This is a genomic window from Candidatus Bathyarchaeota archaeon, assembly GCA_026014735.1.
GTDB lineage: Archaea > Thermoproteota > Bathyarchaeia > Bathyarchaeales > Bathycorpusculaceae > Bathycorpusculum.
Genome location: JAOZHT010000001.1, coordinates 112,625 through 132,684 on the forward strand (window position 1 = coordinate 112,625; position 20,060 = coordinate 132,684).

A 20,060-nucleotide genomic window follows, 5' to 3' on the forward strand; every position below is an offset into this window, starting at 1 on the left:
ACGTTGAAAGAGTAAGTATGGGAAAAGTGGCTGAGGGTATAGCTTTACTGCTTATACTTTGTTCCTTAATTGTGACAGTTACTCAGTCTTTTGTCCTTCCCGCATATGCTCAACCAACATGGAATACGCATTTGGTCGACGATAAAGGTTGGAGCGGTTCCTTAGCAATAGACTCTTACGGTAACCCACATGTTCTATACAGTGACTTTTACGTTAACAACTCATACTATGAGACCATATATTTGAAATCGAACTATGTCGTCTGGGATGGCGCAAACTGGAGTGCCCAATCCTTAGACCCGGCGATAATAAATGGAAACTTCGCACTCGATTCGAACAATCTTCCGCATATCATTTATCTTGATAACAACATTCTAAAGTATGCGTTTTTTAATGGTGACAACTGGATTTTTCAAACAATAGATTCATCGGCAACGAGTTTTTCTACGGTTTTAGACTCAAAAGGCAACCCTCAAACAGTGTATACAACCTACGGCAATGGAATAAGCTATTTGAAATATGCGCACTTAGAAGGGTCAAGATGGAGTAATAAGGTTATTACGTATCTTAACACAACAGGCCATGGTCACAAATCGGTCTCAATTGCTCTAGATTCAAGCGATAACCCACAAATTATTTACCTTGAAAATATTGATTATAATTTTGGGAAAAACGGTTTATGGTCAACTAATAATGTAAACTTTGTTGAACTTAGCGTTTCAAAATGGAGCATTAAAACTGTAGCTTCAAATGTCTCACAGATTTACAACGTAGCCGTTGACGCTACTGGTAAACCAAGCTTTTGTTATGTTCAAGATCAGAATTTTTCATATACGACAGATAATAGTTTCAGATTTGATTCATCGTTAAATTATGCAAATTGGGATGGGATTGTTTGGCATACTCAAGCTCTTGATTCTCCAAGTCTGAAGGATGGGTACAAAAATGGGCAAGCGTATTTACATTTAGATTCTTACGATAATCCTCAGATTTTCTTCTACACCACTAACTACAGCAACCAAACACTAAGCAGTTTAATGTATCTGCAATGGACAGGGACAAACTGGGCTATTCAGAAACTTGGCAATTTCCCCAATATAGATGATTATTACGTGGACATGGCACAAATAGTTGATGTCGCCTTTGATTCCCGGGGAAACTTGAATTTGCTGTATGGTGGTGAGGTGGGAACTATACGTTCAGCCGCTGTTTTCGGACAATTAACCTATGCCAGCATAGAACTCCCCGGCTATACGCCAACCGTATTGTGGACCACAATCGCTTTAATCATTCTGTCTGTTATCTTAGTTTTTGTGACGGCTTTGTTGCTTTTTAGAAGGCATCGGAAAACCGCAGGCTCCACGCAATGACCTTTTCCGTACTATCGCGGGTTGGGTCAGGGGTGTATTGTTTGGTTTTTCACTTTGGTTCTGCCGGTGGTTTGATTTATCCACTAAAAGTTTTACGTTAAAAACGTCAAACCGCTCCGCAGCGACAGCATTCAAACAACCTTTGTTTTTATAAGGGGAGGGAGGTAGTGGTGGTGCAGCAGTTGCCGCTTCTATGTTGCTATAAATAGAGGGGGGTAGAGGTGGCAGAGCAAGCGATAGGACGTTGCGTGCCCTGGCGCTTCTTCTTTTAGCTATAAAATGGTGCCTCATTGGGAAGGAGCGCGGTTTATATCGGTAGGGTTTACCTAGTGATTGAGCACTCCTCCCGGTGCATTGGGAAGTTTAGAATGGCTGAGAACATTCGTGGCGCCGAGTTAACTGAGCAGAACGTGGTTGCTAAGGTAGCTGAGCTTATGGAGACGCTTGACCAGGTTAAGCAGTACAATGCGTTGACCTCTGCGCTTAAGAAATTCGCGCTCATCGTGGTGAGTTCTATCATTGTTTTTTTGGCTGTGGGCGCCAGCATCGGCTTTCTCAACCTGGTCGCGACGCTCGATAAGCCCCAGCTTTTCCTAACTGCCCTTCTGCTGCTGCTCATACCCATAGGCGGAATCTCGCTGGGCGTGGTTTTCATCAGAAAAAAAGTGAACTCTATCAAAACAGGGGAATGGAAAGGGGAACTATCCAGCGGTTTCCCGGCGGCGCTAAAAATCCTAACGGAACTCGACTGGGACAAAACCTTCGATGAAATCTCGATTGGCAGAGTCGGCTACGCCATATACAGTTTTCTTAAATTGATGGCGTATTGGATCATAAGCTTCTTTGCTATAGCGCTGGTAGGTAATGGGGTGGCGTTTATTTTTCTGCATGAGACGGGGGTGCTTGGGGGACCCGTTTTAGCGTTGATTTCGCTTCTGGTCGTGTATTTGCTGTTGCGCAAGGACTTCTCGAGGCGTTATCATCAAATCAGAACCTTAGATAATCTACTTTGGGAGCTGCGGTGGTTTAGCGTTGAGCTTAGGCGAGCAGAGTTCTAAACCCGACCTCTACGTCATCGCCCGCATAATCAAGGCGCTTAAAGAAAAAAACAAAATGAACAAAACCGCGCTCGCCACCTCCACAGGATTAGCGTACGATAATTTGGTGAAGTATCTGGCATGGATGTCTGAGAAGGGCTTTGTCGCCGTCACCGATGAGGGGTTGGTATGCTTAACTGCGGAGGGTTCAAGGGCATACGATGATTTGGTGCAGTGGATAATTAAGTATGTGGGGAAACTCAAGTTTCCTAGGGCAAAATTCCTCAAGCTCCAGACCTGAGTGGTGCTCATTTGGAATGAGTATACCTTTTAAGCCGCCTCAATATATTGCTATCAAATATATTCACATAAGTGGGAAAAAAAATGGTAGCAATAGTTGAAGCTATAGATTTAAAAAAAACCTATATGCTTGGAAAAGTGCCGGTTGAAGCACTCAGAGGCATAAACCTCCACGTCGCCGCCGGCGAATTCGTATCGATCCTTGGACCATCCGGAAGCGGCAAGTCCACCATGCTCAACCTCATCGGAGCACTCGACAAGCCAACATCAGGCAGGCTCCTAATCGACGGCTTAGACGTCGCAATGCTCAACGATAACCAACTCTCCGAGCTGCGACTCAAAATAGGCTTTGTTTTCCAGTTCTTCAATCTCATCCCCAGGTTAAGCGCCCGCGACAACGTAGAGTTAGCCCTATCCATCGCTAACGTACGCAAACGAAAAAGACGCAGACGCGCAACCGAGCTTCTTGAAACAGTGGGCCTCAAAGACAGGATGAAGCATAAACCCACTGAATTAAGCGGTGGACAACAACAACGAGTCGCAATCGCAAGGGCGCTAGCTAACGACCCCAAGTTCCTGCTGCTTGATGAACCCACAGGAAACGTTGACTCAAAAACAGCAAAGGAGATTCTGGATTTAATCCACCTGCTAAACAAAGAAAAAGGAGTCAGCATAATCATGGTTACCCACGACGAAAAACTAGCCCATGAAGCCACAAGAACCATCCGGATGGTTGACGGTCAAATATCCGAGCAAGTGGTGAATTAAGATGCGGTCCAGCGATATCTTCGGTTACTCTTTCAATGCCATTCGGCTCCGCAAACTCAGAGCTGCTTTAACGACGCTGGGCGTTGTCATCGGCATCGCCGCCATCGTGGCGCTGCTATCCATCACCCAGGGGCTGGAGGCGTCACTGACAAGCCAGCTAAACGAGGGCTTAGCCGCAGACACCCTTGTCGTCACTGCCGGCGGCGGCTTTGCTGATTTCTCAAACCAGGGATCCACCAGCGGCGGCGGCTTTTCTGGCTTATCAAATGATGATTCGGGGTTTGCACTCTACCTCAACGACACCGAAATAATCAGTGACCTCTCCCCCGATATTGTAGCGACAGCAGGCGTCATCAGCCACAGCGGATACGTGCAAACCGCAGACCTTGATGAATCCGTAACCATCTACGGCGTTGACTTCGCAACCTACGAGGAAATCTACAGCAACACCTTCGTAGCTCAAGACGGCAGCATACCCTCCAACCCCGACTTAGACGAGGCCATCGTGGGCGCTAGGGTTGTTGACCCCGGCGACAACAGCACCCTCTACTTCGGCGTCGGCGACCACATCAACCTCACATGGACCAACTCGTCAGCTTACCCGCTTACCAACCAAACCACCACGATGGTTGTTTCAGGCGTGCTAGAAGAAGTCGGCGGCTTGACCCTATCGGGTCCATCGGACAGCGGCGTGTATATTCCCTTAGAGAAAGCCGAGGACTTTTTAGGCTCCGCCAAATGCAGCATGATAGTATTGAAGCTCACAGACAGCAGCGACGCCACGATAGATTCGGTAACTGAAGCGATTAAGGACCACTATGGCTCTAACGTCTCGGTTTTATCTTCCACCTCGATGCTCAGCATGATTAACACAATCTTTAGCACCATACAACTGTTCCTCTTAGGCATCGCAGGCATCTCGCTGCTAGTCGCCGGCGTAGGCATAATGAACATCATGATTGTCTCCATGATTGAACGCACACGCGAAATCGGCACGCTCAAAGCGTTAGGCATGAAAAGCCGCACGGTGCTCTCGATTTTCCTGGGCGAATCAGCCATCATAGGCGTCATCGGCGCCGTTATCGGGATAATCGCTGGTTACGGCTTAGCAGTGGCTGTTGCACAAATCTTGGGCTCAGGGCTACTGGGCGGAGGCGGCGGATTAACCATCACTCCCACGTTGACTCCGCTAGTGCTTTTGGGCGCCTTCGGCTTCGGTATAGGCGTCAGCGTTATCTTTGCCCTGTACCCCGCATGGAAGGCATCAAAGCTCAAGCCCGTAGAGGCGTTGAGGTACGAATAAAGGTGAATAAAATGAACGGAAAACAAATGTATAAAAAAACTCGTAGCTTCGCAGCTTTAGCGGTGCTCTGCGCCATGCTGGCTATGCCCCTATTGGCGGTTGCGGACGCATCCACCGTCGCCATCATAAATGTTGCTCCAACCAGCGACAGCAAAGTAATCACTGTAATCGGCAACGGCTTTGACCCAAGCGAGCAGGTTTACCTTGCCTTGGCCAACGCAACCACCGGCGTGGTCGTGTATAACTTCACCGAATCCATAACCACCAGCAGCATGGGCTTATTCACCAAAGAAGTAACCCTGCCCACCCTGCCCTACGGCAACTACTACATAGTCGCAAAAACCTCCACCGTCACCGCCTACAAAGAATACAGCCTAGCATATGCAGCTAACCCCAAAATCGCGGTGACACCCCCAAACAGCAACATCATCAAAGTCGCAGGCATCGGCTTTAGCCCCGCTGACATCGCGGCTTTCACTTTACTGGGGCAGTACTACACTTCAGCCTTCAACTTCACCGACTACGCCTTCGCCGACGCCCAAGGCAACTTCACAGCAACCCTGATAATCCCAACCAGCCTCAGCGGCAACTACACCCTACTGGCCGCAACCCGAACCGGGTTAACAGCAAACGCATCCATAACTGTGCCGGATTTAACTGGACCCAAAGGCGACACAGGCGAAGCGGGGGATCGGGGACCAAAAGGCACAGCGGGCATAGATGCGGAGGCTGCAGACGGCACTTTAGTCTATGTGGCTATAATCATAAGTGTCATAGCCGCAGTTGTCTCTGTGGCTTCTTTACTAAGAGACCGCGAACCCGACGAGGACTAAACCCGCCAAGCCGGAATCAGAATTACTCCCTTTTCTTTTTGTGGCTGCCAGACAAATGGTTTGAGGCATTTCGCCCCTGTCAATATTCAATCATTGAGCATATAAATATCCGTACTTGATATTTATTGTAGCAGTAACGGCGATTTATGATTAGAAAACGACGAGGCTCCTACTTGAATAAAGCAAAAAACATGTTTCTTTCTGATGGCTGCAAGGAATCAGGAATCGACATGCGCGTGCTCCTCGAAGCTGCCCTGGCGGGTATCGAAGGCTCCTTTTTTGTTCTCGATACAAACTACCGATACGTGTTTTTTAACATCTTCCATAAAGCGCGAATGAAGGGTCTCTACGGCATCGACATTGCGCGTGGACTAAATATTCTCGAATGCATACCCAATGCCGTTGACAGAGCAAAACTCAAGGCCAACGTCGATGAAGCATTGACTGGAAAATCCGTTGAGGAACAGACAAAAATCAGCGGCGACAAACAAAAACCAACATGGGTTTTAGCCCGCCATGCCCCCGTAAAAGCTGCCAACCGAAAAATAGTGGGGGTCTCCGTTTTCACTGTGGATTTAAGCAAAGAATTGAAGATGCAGGCTGCTTTGCGTGTGAGTGAAGAAAAATATCGCCAGATCGTCAACGCCGCACACGAGGGCATCTTGATACTGGATACGCAGGGCAAAGTCACATTCGTTAACAAGATCTTGGCAGATTGGGTCGGCTATAAAGTCGAAGAGCTGATGGGCAAAAGCGCATTCAAATTTGCTCCAAAAAAAGAGCTCCAGCAAGCCTACAGTCACTGGGAAAAACGCAAGTCGGGGGCACCCGAAAGCTATGATTTCAAAGTCCAAGCAAAGGACGGATCGGATGTCTGGCTGATAATAAGCGGTGCACCACTCAAAGATGGCTATGGTTACTTTGCGGGTACTCTGGCGATGTTTTCCAACATTACTGCTCGCAAGAAAACCGAAATTGCCTGCAAAGAGGCTGAAGAGCGATTTAGAGCTTTGGTTGAGAGTACGAGTGATGTTATTTGGCAGGTGGATGAGGATGGAGTCTACACCTATGTTAGCCCAAAAATCAAGGACGTTTTAGGATATGACCCAACTGAAGTGGTGGGTAAGACTCCGTTTGATTTGCTTGCTCAAGAGGACTGTGAAAAAATTCTCAGTCAATATGTAGATATCGCAAACAGGAAGGAGCCCTTCTATAATCTTGAGAACTGGAATGTAGCTAAGGACGGGTCACTTGTGCTTCTTGAGACCAGCGGCGTCCCCATTATAGATGAGAAGGGACAGTTGAGGGGCTACAGGGGGATCGATAGGGACATCACTGACCGCAAAAAAGCTCAGGACACCCTAGGAAAATCTGAGGAAAAATTCGCAAAGGCCTTCAATAACAGCCCCATAGCTATAACTATAACCCGGCTAGAAGATGGAGCAGTTTTAGATATTAACGAATCTACCTATAGCTTGTTTGGTTTCAGCCGAGAAGAAGCGATTGGAAAAAGCAGCACAGATTTAGGTATATGGGGAAACGCTGATCAACGCGTCAATTTCACAAGGACTCTTCTATCCGACGGATACCTTCGTAACCATGAATATGAGATGTACCGAAAAGGCGGAGACAAAGTAGTTGTGAATGTATCCGCTGAACTTATAGAGATCAACGGGGAAGACTGCATTTTATCCTCGTTTATCGACGTTACCGAACGCAAGCGAATGGAAGCGCAGATAGAAGAGTATAACAAACGTTTGGAAGCGCTTGTTGCACAGCGCACGGCGCAGCTAAGGGAAGCCGAGCGGTTAGCCGCTATCGGCCAGACAGCCGGTATGGTTGGGCATGACCTGCGCAACCCCCTGCAGACAATCGTTGGAGAACTGTATCTTGCCAAGATTGAGATATCCGACATAGATGACAGCGACCCAGGGAAAGCAAAAATGCTCGAGAGCCTGCAAAACCTCTCTGACCAAGTCAGTTATATGGATAAGATCGTTTCTGATTTGCAGACTTTTGTTAAGCCGGTTACGGTTCAGAAGCAAATGCTTGATTTAAAGCAACTAATCAGCGGGGTCTTAACGCAGGTGGATGTTCCAAGGAACGTTGAGTGCACCTTAGATGTTAAGGCTTTAAGCGCTTATGCTGACCCTCAACTGCTAAAGAGGGTGCTGATTAACTTGGTGACTAATGCCGTACAAGCGATGCCTAATGGCGGGAGATTAACCGTAGCGAGTACATACATTGACGGTCAAAAATCCGTGGAGGTAGTGGTTAGTGATACTGGAACTGGAATTTCTGATGAGATAAAACCGAAACTCTTTATGCCGCTCTTCACCACCAAAGCCAAGGGACAAGGCTTCGGGTTAGCTGTCTGCAAGCGGGTTATAGAGGCGCAGGGAGGCAATATCCGCTTTGAAAGCACAGAAGGGCAGGGAACCACATTTTTTGTTACTCTCCCAACCAACTAACCGTTGGATAAAAAAGGCGGCCCCGCAAAACGCCATCACAGCCTTTTCCACAGGAGTCATGTATAGAGCAGGCTTCCTCTGTCTCCGCCAGAGGTCTCAAACGTAGCTCACTTAGAGTCAACGAAAAGAAAAGATTGACTTAGGGTTTTTGGTTATGGTTAGGCTTGTTTTTGGGTTTGTTTGGTTTTAGTGGGCTGGTAAATCATTAGGCCTTCGTCTTCTTCCTGCATCGAGAGCTGATATTTTTGTGCTATCGATGATACTTGTCGTTTGCGCACGTTGGTGAGGAATGATTTGATTAGGATGGTGTAGCCGTCGGCATGTTGGACGTTGTTTTTTATTTCGATTTGCTGCTTGTCTGCTTGGGAGAGGTCCATGCATGCGTCCTGTATCTCGTTTATGCAACTGAGTGCCTGAGTTCGCTTCATATCGGTCATCAACCTATCTTTATGTTGAATGCGGGATAAAAGGGTTTGCAATTCATGCCTTTGAGTGCTTGTTTTGATTTTTAGCATGCATTTAGCGGATAAAATTGTCTTAATTATCGAGTATGATGTCTTGAATATTAACAGCCTTCGGCTAACTCGCCATATTTGTTACAGCAGCAGTGAACCCACAACGTCTTTTATTGTTTAGAAAAATTCTAATCCTGTGTGGAAAAGCGTTCTGGTGCCCGACAAGTTAGGCGGGTCCGGCTGCTGAAGCCGAATTGGCATATGGGTCGAATATTTTTGTGCCGCTCGACCTCAGCACATGGCTGAATCCGCTTAACACTCTTTTTGTGGAAGCTTCTGTTGTTGCCTAACTACAGTCACATGATTATTTATGCTTCAATACATACATTATATGATAACGGAAAGGGTTGGCTTAAAAGCAGGTAATTGTTTCCCCTCTCTCTTCCTGAATTTTACCTGCTTTTAAGTTAACTTTCCCCTCTCTCAACCTTCTAATTTCATTGGTCAGAACCAATTAAAACTTATTTGCGGGTTAACGTTAATTCGCTTTTTCTTATTTGATGGGGCCACATTTGATTTGGTGGGTGGTTTGGCGCTTTTTGGTATGTTTATGGTTGACTGCAGGTTTTTTTATTTATTTGCTTTTTGCCCTATGTCTTTTTGGCATTTATGTGCTTAAAGGATTCATGTTAGCAAGCAAGCGTTCCCTTATTTTAGCTATTTTTCAGTACTCACTCCATGTGAGTGAAGCTTAAAGCTAATTCTGATATCTAAATGGCTATACATTAGGAGAAAAAACCAAATGAAAATGCTAAAAACCAGATATACAAGAATAATGGCTATATCAATTGCAATACTACTAATGATATCTGCCGGAGCAACAACACTACTGCCAAGCGCCAGCGCACACACCCCTCCATATGAAATCAGCACTTACGCCGCAGTATCCGCCCAGCCTCCAATTATCGGGGTTGGACAGTCAGCCCTAGTCTATGCTTACCTTCGAATGAACCCACTATCCGGTTCAACGATGTTTAACACCTTTAGAAACCACAACTACACCATCACCATCACAGATCCAAACGGCAAAGCAGAAGTCTACCACTGGGATACAGTGGAGGATACAACCGGTGTTCAGTTCTTCCGCTTCACACCTACAGTTGTTGGTCAATATAACATCAGCTTCCTGTTTGGTGGAAACGTGCTTAACTCAACCTGGTTTGACACAACCACTGCATCTGCTGTTGGAGACAAATGGCTTCCAAGCACTGCTAACTGTACATTGATTGTTCAAGAAGACCCCGTGAAAGAGTTCCCTGCTAGCTATGCTTTGCCTGTTGAGTACTGGACGCGTCCAATTTATGGCGAAAACAACTACTGGTTTACCATCTCGTCTGACTGGTTAGGAATAGGTTCAGTGTGCCTCTCTGATGTGAGCTATGGCACAATAAGCACTGTTCCAATGAGTCAATCGGGGATTCAGAGGTATCCAGGTGACGCAGTCGGTTCTTTGACTAGCCACGTTATGTGGACTAAGCCGCTTCAGGAAGGCGGTGTTGTTGGAGGCGACAGATTTGAGACCGCTGGCGACACTTACTTTGAGGGTTCTGCATACAACAACCGATACACCAATCCCATCATCATGTACGGACGCTTATTCTACAGAGAACCAGTTTCCTTTACGGGCGTAAGCAGCGGAGACAGTGTCTGCGTTGATTTACGGACTGGTGAGGAAATTTGGAGACGCAGCGACCTTCCAGCTATTGCCTGTGGCTATACCTTTGATGTTCAGTCACCTAACCAGCACGGCGTTTACCCTGCGTGGCTTTGCACAAGCGCAAGCAACTTTGGTAACGTCTATGACATGTGGACCGGCAAGAACCTCTTTAACGTGTCAGGTTCACCGTCGGGCTTTTCAGTGCTTGGTCCTCAGGGTGAATTGCTAAAATACAACGTCTTTAGCAACGGCACAACTGGCTACTTCCTTTCGCTATGGAACTCTTCCAAACTCTTCCGAGGCGCAGGCTACACTGGCACAGGAAACACCATTACCATTGACACTTCCACTGGCGGTTCCAGAACAACATATGCCTTGGTCAACACAACCACCTACGTTAACAACGTCAAGACAGTTACAAGCGAGAACGTTTCAACTACTGTATTGGGTTCAACCACAGTCAACGCAACCATGAGCATACGCTACGAGTACCTAGATGCTAACACCCAGAACGTATCCTTATCCTGGTGTAGAGCGGCACCTACGGTTTTGGCAGTGAAGTACGCGGATTACATGCTTTGCAGAAACGGATCCTACTCAAGCAACTCTGGTGTGACACAGAACACTTCAGGCACAGTCTATGTGACAAGCGCAAACTGGACGTACTACAAGATTAACTTGAATTCGTCTAAGGGCGCAATCGGCAGTATTCTTTGGACCAGTCCAACCATCACGCACAAGAACGATGAATCCTACACTTTCGGTGGCTTTGATCCAGTCGCTGAGGTTGTAACTGAAGTTAGCAGAGAGACACAGAACATTAAGGGCTACAGCACTAAAGATTCTGATAAGGGCAAGCTGCTTTGGGAAACCAACAAGGTTAACACTTTAAACCAGCAGGATATTACGCCGCTTGACTACTTTGGCAACCCCTACTTCCCGTATTACTCTACTCAGACGGCCTACGGTAACATTTATGGTCTTGCTTATGGCGGTGTTATGTACTGCTATAACTTGACTACGGGTGTTAGAACGTGGACTTATGGTAACGGTAACACAGCGGGTAACACTACTGACACGGGCACTTCGGTTCCAGGCTACTTCCCATCCTACATACAGGCTGTTGGTAACGGCGTTATCTATGCGGTTGCGACACAGCACACTATCATTACACCAATCAGCAAAGGACAAATGTCATATGCGGTCAATGCGACTTCGGGCGAGTTGATCTGGGAAATCTCAGATTACACTGGTTCATTTAACACCTTTAGCTATGCTATGGCTGACGGCTACTGCAACTGGCTTAACGGCTATGACAACAACATCTACACTGTCGGGCGCGGTCCAACTACGCTGTCGGTTTCTGCTCCAAACCTTGCTGCTGCCTCAGACCAGCCAATAGTTATCACTGGCTCGGTTCTAGACATCAGCGCGGGTTCAAAGCAGGATGAGCAGGCAGCGCGGTTCCCCAATGGTATTCCATGCGCTTCCGATGCAGCTATGAGTGATTGGATGGGCTATGTCTATCAGCAGAAGCCTTTGCCTTCTACCTTTGAGGGTGTCACAGTTGACATCAGCGTGGTGGATGCAAACGGTAACTATCGCAGTATTGGCGAGGCGTTGACTGATGCGAAGGGTAACTATAACTTGGTTTGGGCGCCGGATATTCCTGGCACTTATCAGGTTATTGCGACTTTTGCCGGTACTAATGGGTATTGGCCTTCGTCTTCGACGACTGCCTTCTCTGTGATGGAGGCTGCTCCTGCAGTTACTGCATCGCCGACTCCGGCACCTTCGATTTCGGATCAGTATTTTGTTCCGGCGATCGCTGGTTTGTTTGCCTTTGTGGCAATCATCGGCGTCGTTATCATCCTGGTGCTACGCAAACGACCATAAAACAGTGCAACAACAAATCTTCCCCCTTTCCTTTTTTTGTTTAGTTTAAATCAACCCTATTATCCAAGCAAGGGCACCGCTTCACAAGATTAGACCTAAAATCTCTTATACCCACGTTTGTTTCTTTCCATCGATTGATATGCCCACGTTTGAATGTCCAGTTTGTCACCGAAGAGTCCGAGGGGAATACGAGGTCAGCTGCACCGGCGATGTTAAACGCAACGTGGAGAAGGCTCCTTGGTGCTGTGGCCGAGAAATGATTGAATCCCTCGATGATTAGTCCTGCTGTTTTATGTTCTCAATAAAGTTGCTGAGGAACTGTTTTAGGTTCTGGTGCAAGCGGATAGCTGGTTGGCGGAGTCCCTCGGTGAATTCGGGGCTTGGCTGGAAGTACCCGTGCTGTGTTAGGTAGAAGATTACGCTGGAGTAGTCGCCGGCTATGGCGCAGTCAATTTCTTGCCGGCCCAGTTCCCGGTAGGCGTAGTAGCGGTGGTGTCCATCTAGAACAGCGTAGAGTTCTTTGCGTGGATGCTTAACGACGATGATAGGGCAGATTTTTTGGTTTGTTACGATTCTGTTTTTGTAGGCTTCGATGCCCTGCCGTGACACCTTCGAGTCTGCAACCACCATGTCGATGGGTAAGCAAACCGCATATTTAGCGGGGTGAAAGAAGACGTCGGCGTTAACTTCGCTTTTTCCGCTAAACCAGTAGGCGACGTCATGTTTGATAGAAGAAAATAATTCAAAAACCGTCATCCCAAAGAACCCGCTGATGCAGTATCTTGGTTTCTCAGGAAAATAGATAAGGCTTTCATTGCCCGCTAACCTGACATGCCGAGCAGCGATGTGTATTTTTATACTTAAACTTCCACTTTATTTATGTGCAGACGGTTCTGACTTTTGAGGTTGTCGCCAGCTTGCTTTTAGCGATTCTGCTTGGCGGCATCGTGGGTTTTGAGCGGGAAGCCATCCATAAACCAGCTGGGCTTCGAACCCATATGCTGGTCTGCCTGGGCGCCTGCCTCTTCACCGTTGTCTCCTTAGGCTTCAGCATGGATCCGGCGCGGGTAGCAGCGGGGATAGTGGCGGGCATCGGGTTCATCGGCGCCGGCACCATCTGGGCAGACAAGGATAAGGTGCAGGGTGTAACCACCGCGGCGAGTCTTTGGGCTACCGCTGCGATAGGTTTGGCTGTGGGCGTCGGCGATTTTCTGTTGGCTGCTTTGGTAACTGCTCTGGTTTTTGCTGTTCTGTCCTCTCGGTACCTGTTCAAAAAGCTCGGGGTTGAAGAGAACCCGTAGGTTACTTGTAGGGTTTTATGATGCCTTTTTTCTCTTTGATGCTTGCCTGAGCCGCCGCCAGCCTTGCCACGGGGACGCGGTAGGGTGAGCAGCTTACGTAGTTTAGGTTGATGCGGTGGCAGAATTCGATGGAGCTTGGTTCGCCTCCATGTTCACCGCAGATGCCTATTTTGAGTTCAGGGCGGGTTTTGCGTCCATACTCCACCGTAATCGCCATGAGTCTGCCGACGCCTTTGACGTCGAGGATTTCGAAGGGGTTGTCTTGGAGGATTTTGTGTTCGTTGTAGAAGGGGAGAAACTTGTTTTCGGCGTCTTCCCGTGAGAAGCTAAAGGTCGCCTGGGTCAGGTCGTTGGTTCCGAAGCTGAAGAACTCCGCCATCTCCGCCAGTTTACCCGCCCGCATGCAGGCGCGGACCACCTCGATCATGGTGCCTACCGAGTAGGGGATGTCTATGTGCAGTTGATCTTTGACTCGGTGTTCCACACGGCGGATCATGCCGTAGACGCGGTTGAGTTCTTGGCTGGTGCAGACCTGCGGAATCATGATTTCCACCTTCACCGGGAAAGCTTCCTTTATGAGTTCGCCGACGGCTTGGAAGATGGCTTCGATTTGCATCTCGTAGATTTCAGGGTAAGTTATGCCTAACCTGACGCCGCGGTGCCCCAGCATCGGGTTAACTTCGCGGAGGCTGCGGATCTTCTGCAATGTCTCCATTTTCTTGTTAAGTTCCGAGGTTTCCAGTGTAGCGAGGTTTTGCAGTGCATGCTCGTTTTCGGTGAGGGCTGGTTCAAGGCTGGGATCTATGCTGCGTAGCAGTTGGGGAAGCTCGCAGAGTCTGCTCAGGGCGTCTTGGCATTTCTGGAGGGTGTCGATTTGGCGTTCCACGGCTTGCTCTGTGGGCAAGAATTCATGCAGCGGCGGATCCAGCAGGCGAATAGTAACGGGGTTACCTTCCATGGCGCGAAGAATCTCCACGAAGTCCCTTCTCTGGAGGGGCAGCAGCCGAGTTAACGCCTCCAAGCGTTCCTCTCTGTTATCCGCTAAAATCATGTCTTGGAAGAGCCCGATGCGGTCAGCGGCGTTGAACATGCGTTCAGTGCGGCATAGCCCGATGCCCTCGGCGCCGAATCGCAGCGCCTGCTCCGCATCCTGGGGGGTATCGGCGTTTGCCCGCACGCCTAGCCTGCGGAATTTGTCTGCCCAGCCCAGCACCGTCTGCATTTCCTCTGAAAACTCAGGCTCCACCATGGGAACCTCGCCCAGCCACACCTTGCCCGAGGTGCCGTCGATGGTTATGAGTGTGCCCTCTGTTAGGGTGGTTGCGCCGACCTGCGCGGTTTTCTTGTACTGATCAATTTTGATGTCTTGAGCTCCTGAAACGCAGGGTTTACCCATACCTCTGGCTACAACTGCGGCGTGGCTGGTTTTACCGCCGACCGAGGTGAGGATGCCCTGTGCAGCGAAGAAGCCGTGGATGTCTTCGGGTTTAGTTTGTTCGCGGACCAAGATGACTTTTTTGCCTGCTTTGCCCTGGCGTTCGGCTTCGTCGGCGTCGAAGACCACTTCGCCTGAGGCTGCGCCGGGGGATGCGCCTAACCCGGTGGCCAGCGGCAGCAGGGTGTTGGCGGGGTCGATTTGGCGGTACATCAGCTGGGTAAGCTGTGATGCGTCGAGGCGTAGCAGCGCGTCTTCTTTTTGGATTAAGCCTTCGTTTTCCATGTCTACGCTGACTTTGATGTTGGCTGCCGCGTTCATTCTGGCGTTGCGGGTTTGAAGCATGTAGAGTTTGCCTTCTTGGATGGTGAATTCCATGTCTTGGGGCTCATGGAAATGCTGCTCTAATGTGTGGCGTACGCTTTGGAGTTCACTATACATCTGGGGCAGATCCCGGCGCATCTCCACGATGGTTTTGGGGGTGCGGATGCCCGCGACTATGTCTTCGCCCTGTGCCTTTAGCAGGTAGTCTCCGAAGAGCTCGTTTTCTCCGGTGGCGGGGTCGCGGGTGAAGGCTACGCCTGTAGCGGAGTTTTTGCCCATGTTGCCGAAGACCATGGTTTGCACGTTGACGGCGGTTCCGTTGGCGATTTTGGATGTGATTTTGAATTCTCGCCGGTAGTCGACTGCTCGTTTGCCGTTCCATGAGGCAAAGACGGCTTCTATGGCGAGGTAGAGTTGTTGGTAGGGGTCCTGTGGGAGGGGTTTGCCTGTTTTCTGTTCGATGATGTGTTTGTAGATGCTGACGAGTTCCTTCATGTCAGCGGCGTCAAGCTCGGTGTCTGCTGTGGCGTGGCGGTCCTGCTTGAGTTTCTCCATGGCTGAGTGGAATTCTTCGTCGCCGATGTTGAGTACGATGCTGCCGAAAAGCGAGATGAAGCGGCGGTAGCTGTCATAGCCGAAGCGTTCCTCTCCGCTGCGTTTTATAAGACCCTCCACGGTGCAGTCGTTTATGCCCAGGTTAAGCACGGTGTCCATCATTCCGGGCATGGATATGGCTGCGCCGCTGCGTACCGACACCAAAAGCGGCTTGTCGGGGTTGCCAAAACCCAGATCCATGTCGTGTTCGACTTCTGCCATGGCGGCTTGTATTTGGTCGGCTAGGCCCTGGGGGAACTGGAAGCCAGCTTGGAAGTATTCAAGGCAGGTTTGGGTGGTTATCACAAAGCCCGGCGGCACCGGCAGGCCAAGCTGAGTCATCTCGCAGAGTCCCGCGCCTTTGCCTCCGAGGAGTTTTTTGTCTTTTCCATCTCCTTCACGGAAAAGGTACACATATTTTGGGGCGGCGCGGATTGGGCGTTGTTGCTGTGTGGCGGCGGAGCTGGTTTGTTCGATCAAAATTGTCGTCCTCACTTTAGCCTAAATTGGGCGTTGAAATAAACCTATGTGACTGCTAAGCCATGCCCACAGAGACTTAGTCAAAGATTCGACGCGGTTTGTTTTGGCGTAAACCTAAAAAATCAGTTTGCCTTAGATTGTATGTAGTTTTGGGTGGTTTTGTGTTAGCTCAATCTGATGTTGTGCAAAGTGTAACAGAGTATCTGCAGCGTAAGGGTTATGAGGTCTCTGCTGAGGTGGGCAAGAACTCTGTTAGCGTTGAGCTGGCTGCGGTTCGTGACCGGGACCATTTTTTAATCGAAGCCATATGGGAAACAGGGCAGCCCAGTGATTGGGACATAATCTTTGCTGTGGGCAAGCTTGTTAAGCGGATGAAGATGCAGGGGGTTTGGTTCCACTATGCATTGGCTATGCCTAAGGATTATTTTCGGTTTCTGCGGGAATTCGAGTTAGCCGGGGTTGAGGCGCTTGGTCTGCACCTGTTTTTGGTGGAGAGCTTCTATACCCTCACGGAGCTGGATCATAAAGAAACGGTTGAGTTGATAAAGGAGCTTAAGGCAGGTAACGTGTCGAAGCTGAATCTGTGGGGCATCAACTACTACTGAGCCCGCTTTTGTGTTACTGTTAATATGTTTGTTTCTTGTTTTGTCTAGCTGGTAAAGATGTTTTTTGTGTGGTTGCGCTGCTTCTTTTCTGGCCATCGATTAGCACTCATATTAGCGGTGGGCATAGCTGTTCGGCTGGCTTTGATGCCGATTTCTGCGCATCCCTTTGACATGTACGTGTGGTATCTTCTCTCGGAGCGTATTTTGCAGGAGGGTCCGCTGGCGCTGGTGGGTTTTCCCCCGCTGTGGTACCACTACATGATGGTGCCAATTGCCTACGGCTACAGCGGTCTAAGCGGGGTGCTGCCGACTGGAACCATAGCTATGTCGAGTTTGCCCTCTGCGCTTAATTTCTATCCCTCATACTCGGTGACGGTGGTTCCCGGCTTGCTCTTTGATTTTGTGGTTAAAGTGCCCTTTTTGGTTTCGGATGTATTGCTGGCGCTTCTGCTCTACAAGCTTGTGGCGAAGGTTTCGGGGAAAGCCGGGTTGGGGGTGGCTGCGGCGGCGCTTTGGTTTCTTAATCCCTACGTGATTTGGGTTTCAGCGGGGTGGGGCATGTGGGATACGTTGCCCGCGTTGTTTTCGCTTGCAACCCTGTATTTTCTGTTGGAGCGGCGGCTGGGATGGGCCGCGGTTTGCCTGAGCCTAGCGGTGGCGCTAAAACTCTATCCGCTACTTTTCTTGGTGCCTATTGCGTTTTACCTCTACAAATCCGCCTCGCCGACCAAGCGCTGGAGGAGCAGCCGCAGCTTCTTTTCTGTGTTCTTTGCCTGCTCGCTGCTGATTTTTTTGCCCTATCTGGGCGCGGCGGGAACCTTTATTTCTGATTTTTTCTTGCTGGGCGGGGCCGGCGGATTGGGCACGGTTACGCCGCTGGGGCCGCTGAGTTTTGGCCTCACGTACTGGTCGTTTGCGGCGGGGCTGGAGGGTTGGGCGTTGGGGTCGCTTTTGGTTTCTGTGTCCTCGCTTGTGCTGGCGGTTGCGGTTTTGCTCTGGGTGTACTGGCGCATCAGCCGCATGGTCTTTGTTCTGCCCGCCTACGCTCTGTCTGTGGCGATGCTTTTCTGTGTCGCCGCGTTCTTCCTCACCTACCGCATCGTCTCTGAGCAGTGGGTAATTTGGCTGCTGCCCTTTTTGATTGTGACATGCACCGTAGGCGGCGTCAAGAAGACGTTCTACTGGGTTCTCTCGCTGCTGGCGCTATCCTACGCCCTGCTGAATTGCCCTTTGCCCTTCTATTTTTTGCCGCTTGCACCCTGGGCTTCGGGGGCGCTGCTTGGCGGCGTGTATTTCTTTTGGTGGATTGAACCCCTTCGGGTTTGGGCGCTGGCTGCTTTGGCGGTGGCTTTCTCAGCGGTTCTGCTGCTGCTTGTTTATCGCTTAAACCGGGCTCGCCTGCTTTAACAGTGGTCTATGTTGGCTTGTGGCTGTTTGCAGTGTTTTTTTGCAGTTGGATAAAAGGTACGTCTGTTGCCTCTGTGTGAGGAAAATATAATAGGGTCTACTAATCGTCAGTAGGCAGATAACGTGTGAGGGTAAGAGGAATCAAAAGTTTGGGTAGAAAATCGCCCGCCAACTTGAACCGGATATGCAGACAAATCTGTTTAGGGCATCTTGGGTTTGATTGGTGATGGCTGCAAACCGCTACCTCGGCAAACTCTGGTGCATTCTCAGAAGCAACCTGTGGCTTTTAGCGGCGTTCTTTATTCCTCTCTTGATCAGGGCAATACCCACCATGCTGGCTTGGCCCTACCTCCTAGGCCTTGACACCTTGACCGTTGTTCCGTTAATAGGGTCGGGCCATGTTCTGCTATCGGGTCCAAGTGTTTTCATTTATAGTCAATTATTCTATTCGTTTGCAACGTTACTTAACTGGGTTTTTAACGACACAGTTTTTGTCTTGAATATTTTGGGCCCAATCTTGATGGGCATGGTTGCCCTGATGATGTTTCTTTATGCCCGGCGAGGCTTAGGCTGGAGTAATTTCAAATCATTCTTGGTGGCCCTGCTAGTTGCCACGTTTTTTGTTTCGCTGCGCAACTCCTGGGACTTATATGCCCAAAGTTTCGCTTTGGTTTTTCTATTCGCCGCTCTAATCGTAGTAAAGTCGGTTAAATCTAACTGGCGCTTTCCCCTTGCCTTGGTATTTACATTATTAACAGTTTTCAGTCACCAGCTTGTTTCGGTTATAATGTTTTTTGTCTTGGGGCTTGAGGCGCTGTATTTGCTCAGGTCCTCTCGGAGGTCCTCGCTCCTCCTGATTCTTTCGTTAATTCCCGCGGGGCTTTTCTTTCTTTTCAGAACCTATTCTCCCCGAGCTGGCGCGATAGCCATACCGCCCCAAAGTGTCGCTCAAGAGCCCTCCTTTGCTTTAGGTTTGCATATGGTGGGGTTGCTGGTTTACTGTTACATCCTAATAGCGCCGCTTGCCTTGCTGGGCTTGAGCAGCTGCAAAGATCGATTGCTAAAGTTTTGGGCGGTTTGGTGTGTTGCAGCTGTTTTGCTGCTGGCCTTTTTCCCCAATTTACCGCTGTATTATTGGAACCGCTGGGTTTACCTGCTGGTGTATCCTCTGCTGTTCTTTGCGGTTGAAGGGTTAGATAGGCTGTGGAACCTGCGGATTAAGCATAAAATCAAATTTAAGCCGCTGCCCAAGGTCTTGGCGCTTTCCTACATGACTTTGATTTTGGTGCTCTCCGGGTTCTATTTAACCGCGACTCCTGAGAATCAGATATCGGTCTTCTCAACTCAGAACCCCTACTTGACTTACATACCGTCCAGTATGATACAAAATACAATCCCCATCAAAGATAATCCCTCTTTAATTGCCTGTGTTGATTGGATAAACACCAACACATCTAACGACTCTGTGATCGTAACGCACTATGCATTATATGATTTAATAAAAATTTACGGCGATGGCAAGCCTGTTATTCAGGCTGTACCGGATTCCATGTGGGATTATGTACAAAATGAAACCTCGATTGTAAACGGGATGATTGATAGGTCAAATCAGGCTGTGGCTGAGGGACATACGGTTTACACGATTTGGTGGATAAATGGTGAGGATGCATGGTATAGGGTGTCTTCTTTGCCTTCTGATTTCCGTCTGGTTCATCAGTACAGTAATATGGGTGTTTTCTTGTATTCGAAATGATTCGGTGGCGA

16 protein-coding genes are annotated in these 20,060 nt (G+C 49.0%); 13 read left to right on the forward strand and 3 right to left on the reverse strand.

Annotated elements, in window-relative coordinates:
• The first annotated feature begins 17 nt into the window (after positions 1 to 17).
• The 7 genes from NWE93_00475 to NWE93_00505 all read left to right on the forward strand — a co-directional run bounded on the left by NWE93_00475 (position 18) and on the right by NWE93_00505 (position 8,082).
• Entirely contained in the window at positions 18 to 1,370 is a 1,353-nt protein-coding gene (locus tag NWE93_00475) for a hypothetical protein (protein MCW3998697.1), read from the forward strand.
• Positions 1,371 to 1,738: 368 nt separating this feature from the next.
• On the forward strand, positions 1,739 to 2,428 hold the full coding sequence (locus NWE93_00480; protein ID MCW3998698.1) for a hypothetical protein: 690 nt from the start codon (positions 1,739 to 1,741) through the stop codon (positions 2,426 to 2,428).
• The gene (locus NWE93_00485) at positions 2,403 to 2,708 is read left to right on the forward strand and encodes a winged helix-turn-helix domain-containing protein (GenBank protein MCW3998699.1); all 306 of its coding nucleotides are present in this window, start codon (positions 2,403 to 2,405) and stop codon (positions 2,706 to 2,708) included. The genes NWE93_00480 and NWE93_00485 overlap by 26 nt, the downstream gene beginning before the upstream one ends.
• Before the next feature lie 83 nt (positions 2,709 to 2,791).
• The gene (locus tag NWE93_00490; GenBank protein MCW3998700.1) at positions 2,792 to 3,475 is read left to right on the forward strand and encodes an ABC transporter ATP-binding protein; all 684 of its coding nucleotides are present in this window, start codon (positions 2,792 to 2,794) and stop codon (positions 3,473 to 3,475) included.
• Position 3,476: 1 nt separating this feature from the next.
• Complete coding sequence (locus NWE93_00495) at positions 3,477 to 4,778, forward strand: ABC transporter permease (protein ID MCW3998701.1); 1,302 nt, start codon at positions 3,477 to 3,479, stop codon at positions 4,776 to 4,778.
• 11 nt (positions 4,779 to 4,789) lie between these two features.
• Positions 4,790 to 5,611 carry a hypothetical protein gene (locus NWE93_00500; GenBank protein ID MCW3998702.1) on the forward strand — a complete coding sequence of 274 codons (822 nt, stop codon included), beginning with the start codon at positions 4,790 to 4,792 and terminating at the stop codon, positions 5,609 to 5,611.
• Between the two features lie 173 nt (positions 5,612 to 5,784).
• The gene (locus NWE93_00505) at positions 5,785 to 8,082 is read left to right on the forward strand and encodes a PAS domain S-box protein (GenBank protein ID MCW3998703.1); all 2,298 of its coding nucleotides are present in this window, start codon (positions 5,785 to 5,787) and stop codon (positions 8,080 to 8,082) included.
• A 158-nt stretch (positions 8,083 to 8,240) separates the two neighbouring features.
• Here the strand turns inward: NWE93_00505 and NWE93_00510 are convergent, their stop codons facing one another.
• Entirely contained in the window at positions 8,241 to 8,519 is a 279-nt protein-coding gene (locus NWE93_00510) for a hypothetical protein (GenBank protein ID MCW3998704.1), read from the reverse strand.
• Positions 8,520 to 9,399: 880 nt separating this feature from the next.
• Here NWE93_00510 and NWE93_00515 point away from each other — a divergent pair.
• Both NWE93_00515 and NWE93_00520 read left to right on the forward strand, forming a co-directional pair.
• Positions 9,400 to 12,150 (forward strand): hypothetical protein, encoded by a 2,751-nt coding sequence (locus tag NWE93_00515; GenBank protein ID MCW3998705.1) that lies wholly within the window; start codon positions 9,400 to 9,402, stop codon positions 12,148 to 12,150.
• Between the two features lie 139 nt (positions 12,151 to 12,289).
• Complete coding sequence (locus NWE93_00520) at positions 12,290 to 12,430, forward strand: hypothetical protein (protein ID MCW3998706.1); 141 nt, start codon at positions 12,290 to 12,292, stop codon at positions 12,428 to 12,430.
• Here NWE93_00520 and NWE93_00525 read toward each other — a convergent pair.
• On the reverse strand, positions 12,427 to 12,906 hold the full coding sequence (locus NWE93_00525; GenBank protein ID MCW3998707.1) for a ParB N-terminal domain-containing protein: 480 nt from the start codon (positions 12,904 to 12,906) through the stop codon (positions 12,427 to 12,429). The genes NWE93_00520 and NWE93_00525 overlap by 4 nt on opposite strands.
• A 125-nt stretch (positions 12,907 to 13,031) precedes the next feature.
• Between NWE93_00525 and NWE93_00530 the strand changes: the two genes are divergently transcribed.
• Positions 13,032 to 13,451: an MgtC/SapB family protein gene (locus tag NWE93_00530; GenBank protein ID MCW3998708.1), complete on the forward strand. Its 420-nt coding sequence runs from the start codon at positions 13,032 to 13,034 to the stop codon at positions 13,449 to 13,451.
• Position 13,452: 1 nt separating this feature from the next.
• Here the strand turns inward: NWE93_00530 and ppdK are convergent, their stop codons facing one another.
• A complete protein-coding gene (gene ppdK, locus NWE93_00535) occupies positions 13,453 to 16,284 on the reverse strand; it encodes a pyruvate, phosphate dikinase (GenBank protein MCW3998709.1) in 2,832 nt (943 codons plus the stop codon).
• Between the two features lie 161 nt (positions 16,285 to 16,445).
• Between ppdK and NWE93_00540 the strand changes: the two genes are divergently transcribed.
• The 3 genes from NWE93_00540 to NWE93_00550 all read left to right on the forward strand — a co-directional run bounded on the left by NWE93_00540 (position 16,446) and on the right by NWE93_00550 (position 20,049).
• Positions 16,446 to 16,889, forward strand: coding sequence for a hypothetical protein (locus tag NWE93_00540; GenBank protein ID MCW3998710.1), 444 nt, complete (start codon positions 16,446 to 16,448; stop codon positions 16,887 to 16,889).
• 144 nt (positions 16,890 to 17,033) lie between these two features.
• On the forward strand, positions 17,034 to 18,296 hold the full coding sequence (locus NWE93_00545) for a hypothetical protein (protein MCW3998711.1): 1,263 nt from the start codon (positions 17,034 to 17,036) through the stop codon (positions 18,294 to 18,296).
• A gap of 223 nt (positions 18,297 to 18,519) precedes the next feature.
• The gene (locus NWE93_00550; protein ID MCW3998712.1) at positions 18,520 to 20,049 is read left to right on the forward strand and encodes a hypothetical protein; all 1,530 of its coding nucleotides are present in this window, start codon (positions 18,520 to 18,522) and stop codon (positions 20,047 to 20,049) included.
• Positions 20,050 to 20,060 lie beyond the last annotated feature (11 nt).

Coding starts and splice junctions, on each gene's coding strand:
- NWE93_00520 (MCW3998706.1), top strand. CDS start 12,290: ATGCCCACGTTTGAATGTCCAGTTTGTCACCGAAGAGTCCGAGGGGAA.
- NWE93_00480 (MCW3998698.1), top strand. CDS start 1,739: ATGGCTGAGAACATTCGTGGCGCCGAGTTAACTGAGCAGAACGTGGTT.
- NWE93_00515 (MCW3998705.1), top strand. CDS start 9,400: ATGATATCTGCCGGAGCAACAACACTACTGCCAAGCGCCAGCGCACAC.
- NWE93_00490 (MCW3998700.1), top strand. CDS start 2,792: ATGGTAGCAATAGTTGAAGCTATAGATTTAAAAAAAACCTATATGCTT.
- NWE93_00500 (MCW3998702.1), top strand. CDS start 4,790: ATGAACGGAAAACAAATGTATAAAAAAACTCGTAGCTTCGCAGCTTTA.
- NWE93_00510 (MCW3998704.1), bottom strand. CDS start 8,519: ATGACCGATATGAAGCGAACTCAGGCACTCAGTTGCATAAACGAGATA.
- NWE93_00495 (MCW3998701.1), top strand. CDS start 3,477: ATGCGGTCCAGCGATATCTTCGGTTACTCTTTCAATGCCATTCGGCTC.
- NWE93_00525 (MCW3998707.1), bottom strand. CDS start 12,906: ATGACGGTTTTTGAATTATTTTCTTCTATCAAACATGACGTCGCCTAC.
- NWE93_00475 (MCW3998697.1), top strand. CDS start 18: ATGGGAAAAGTGGCTGAGGGTATAGCTTTACTGCTTATACTTTGTTCC.
- NWE93_00545 (MCW3998711.1), top strand. CDS start 17,034: ATGCCGATTTCTGCGCATCCCTTTGACATGTACGTGTGGTATCTTCTC.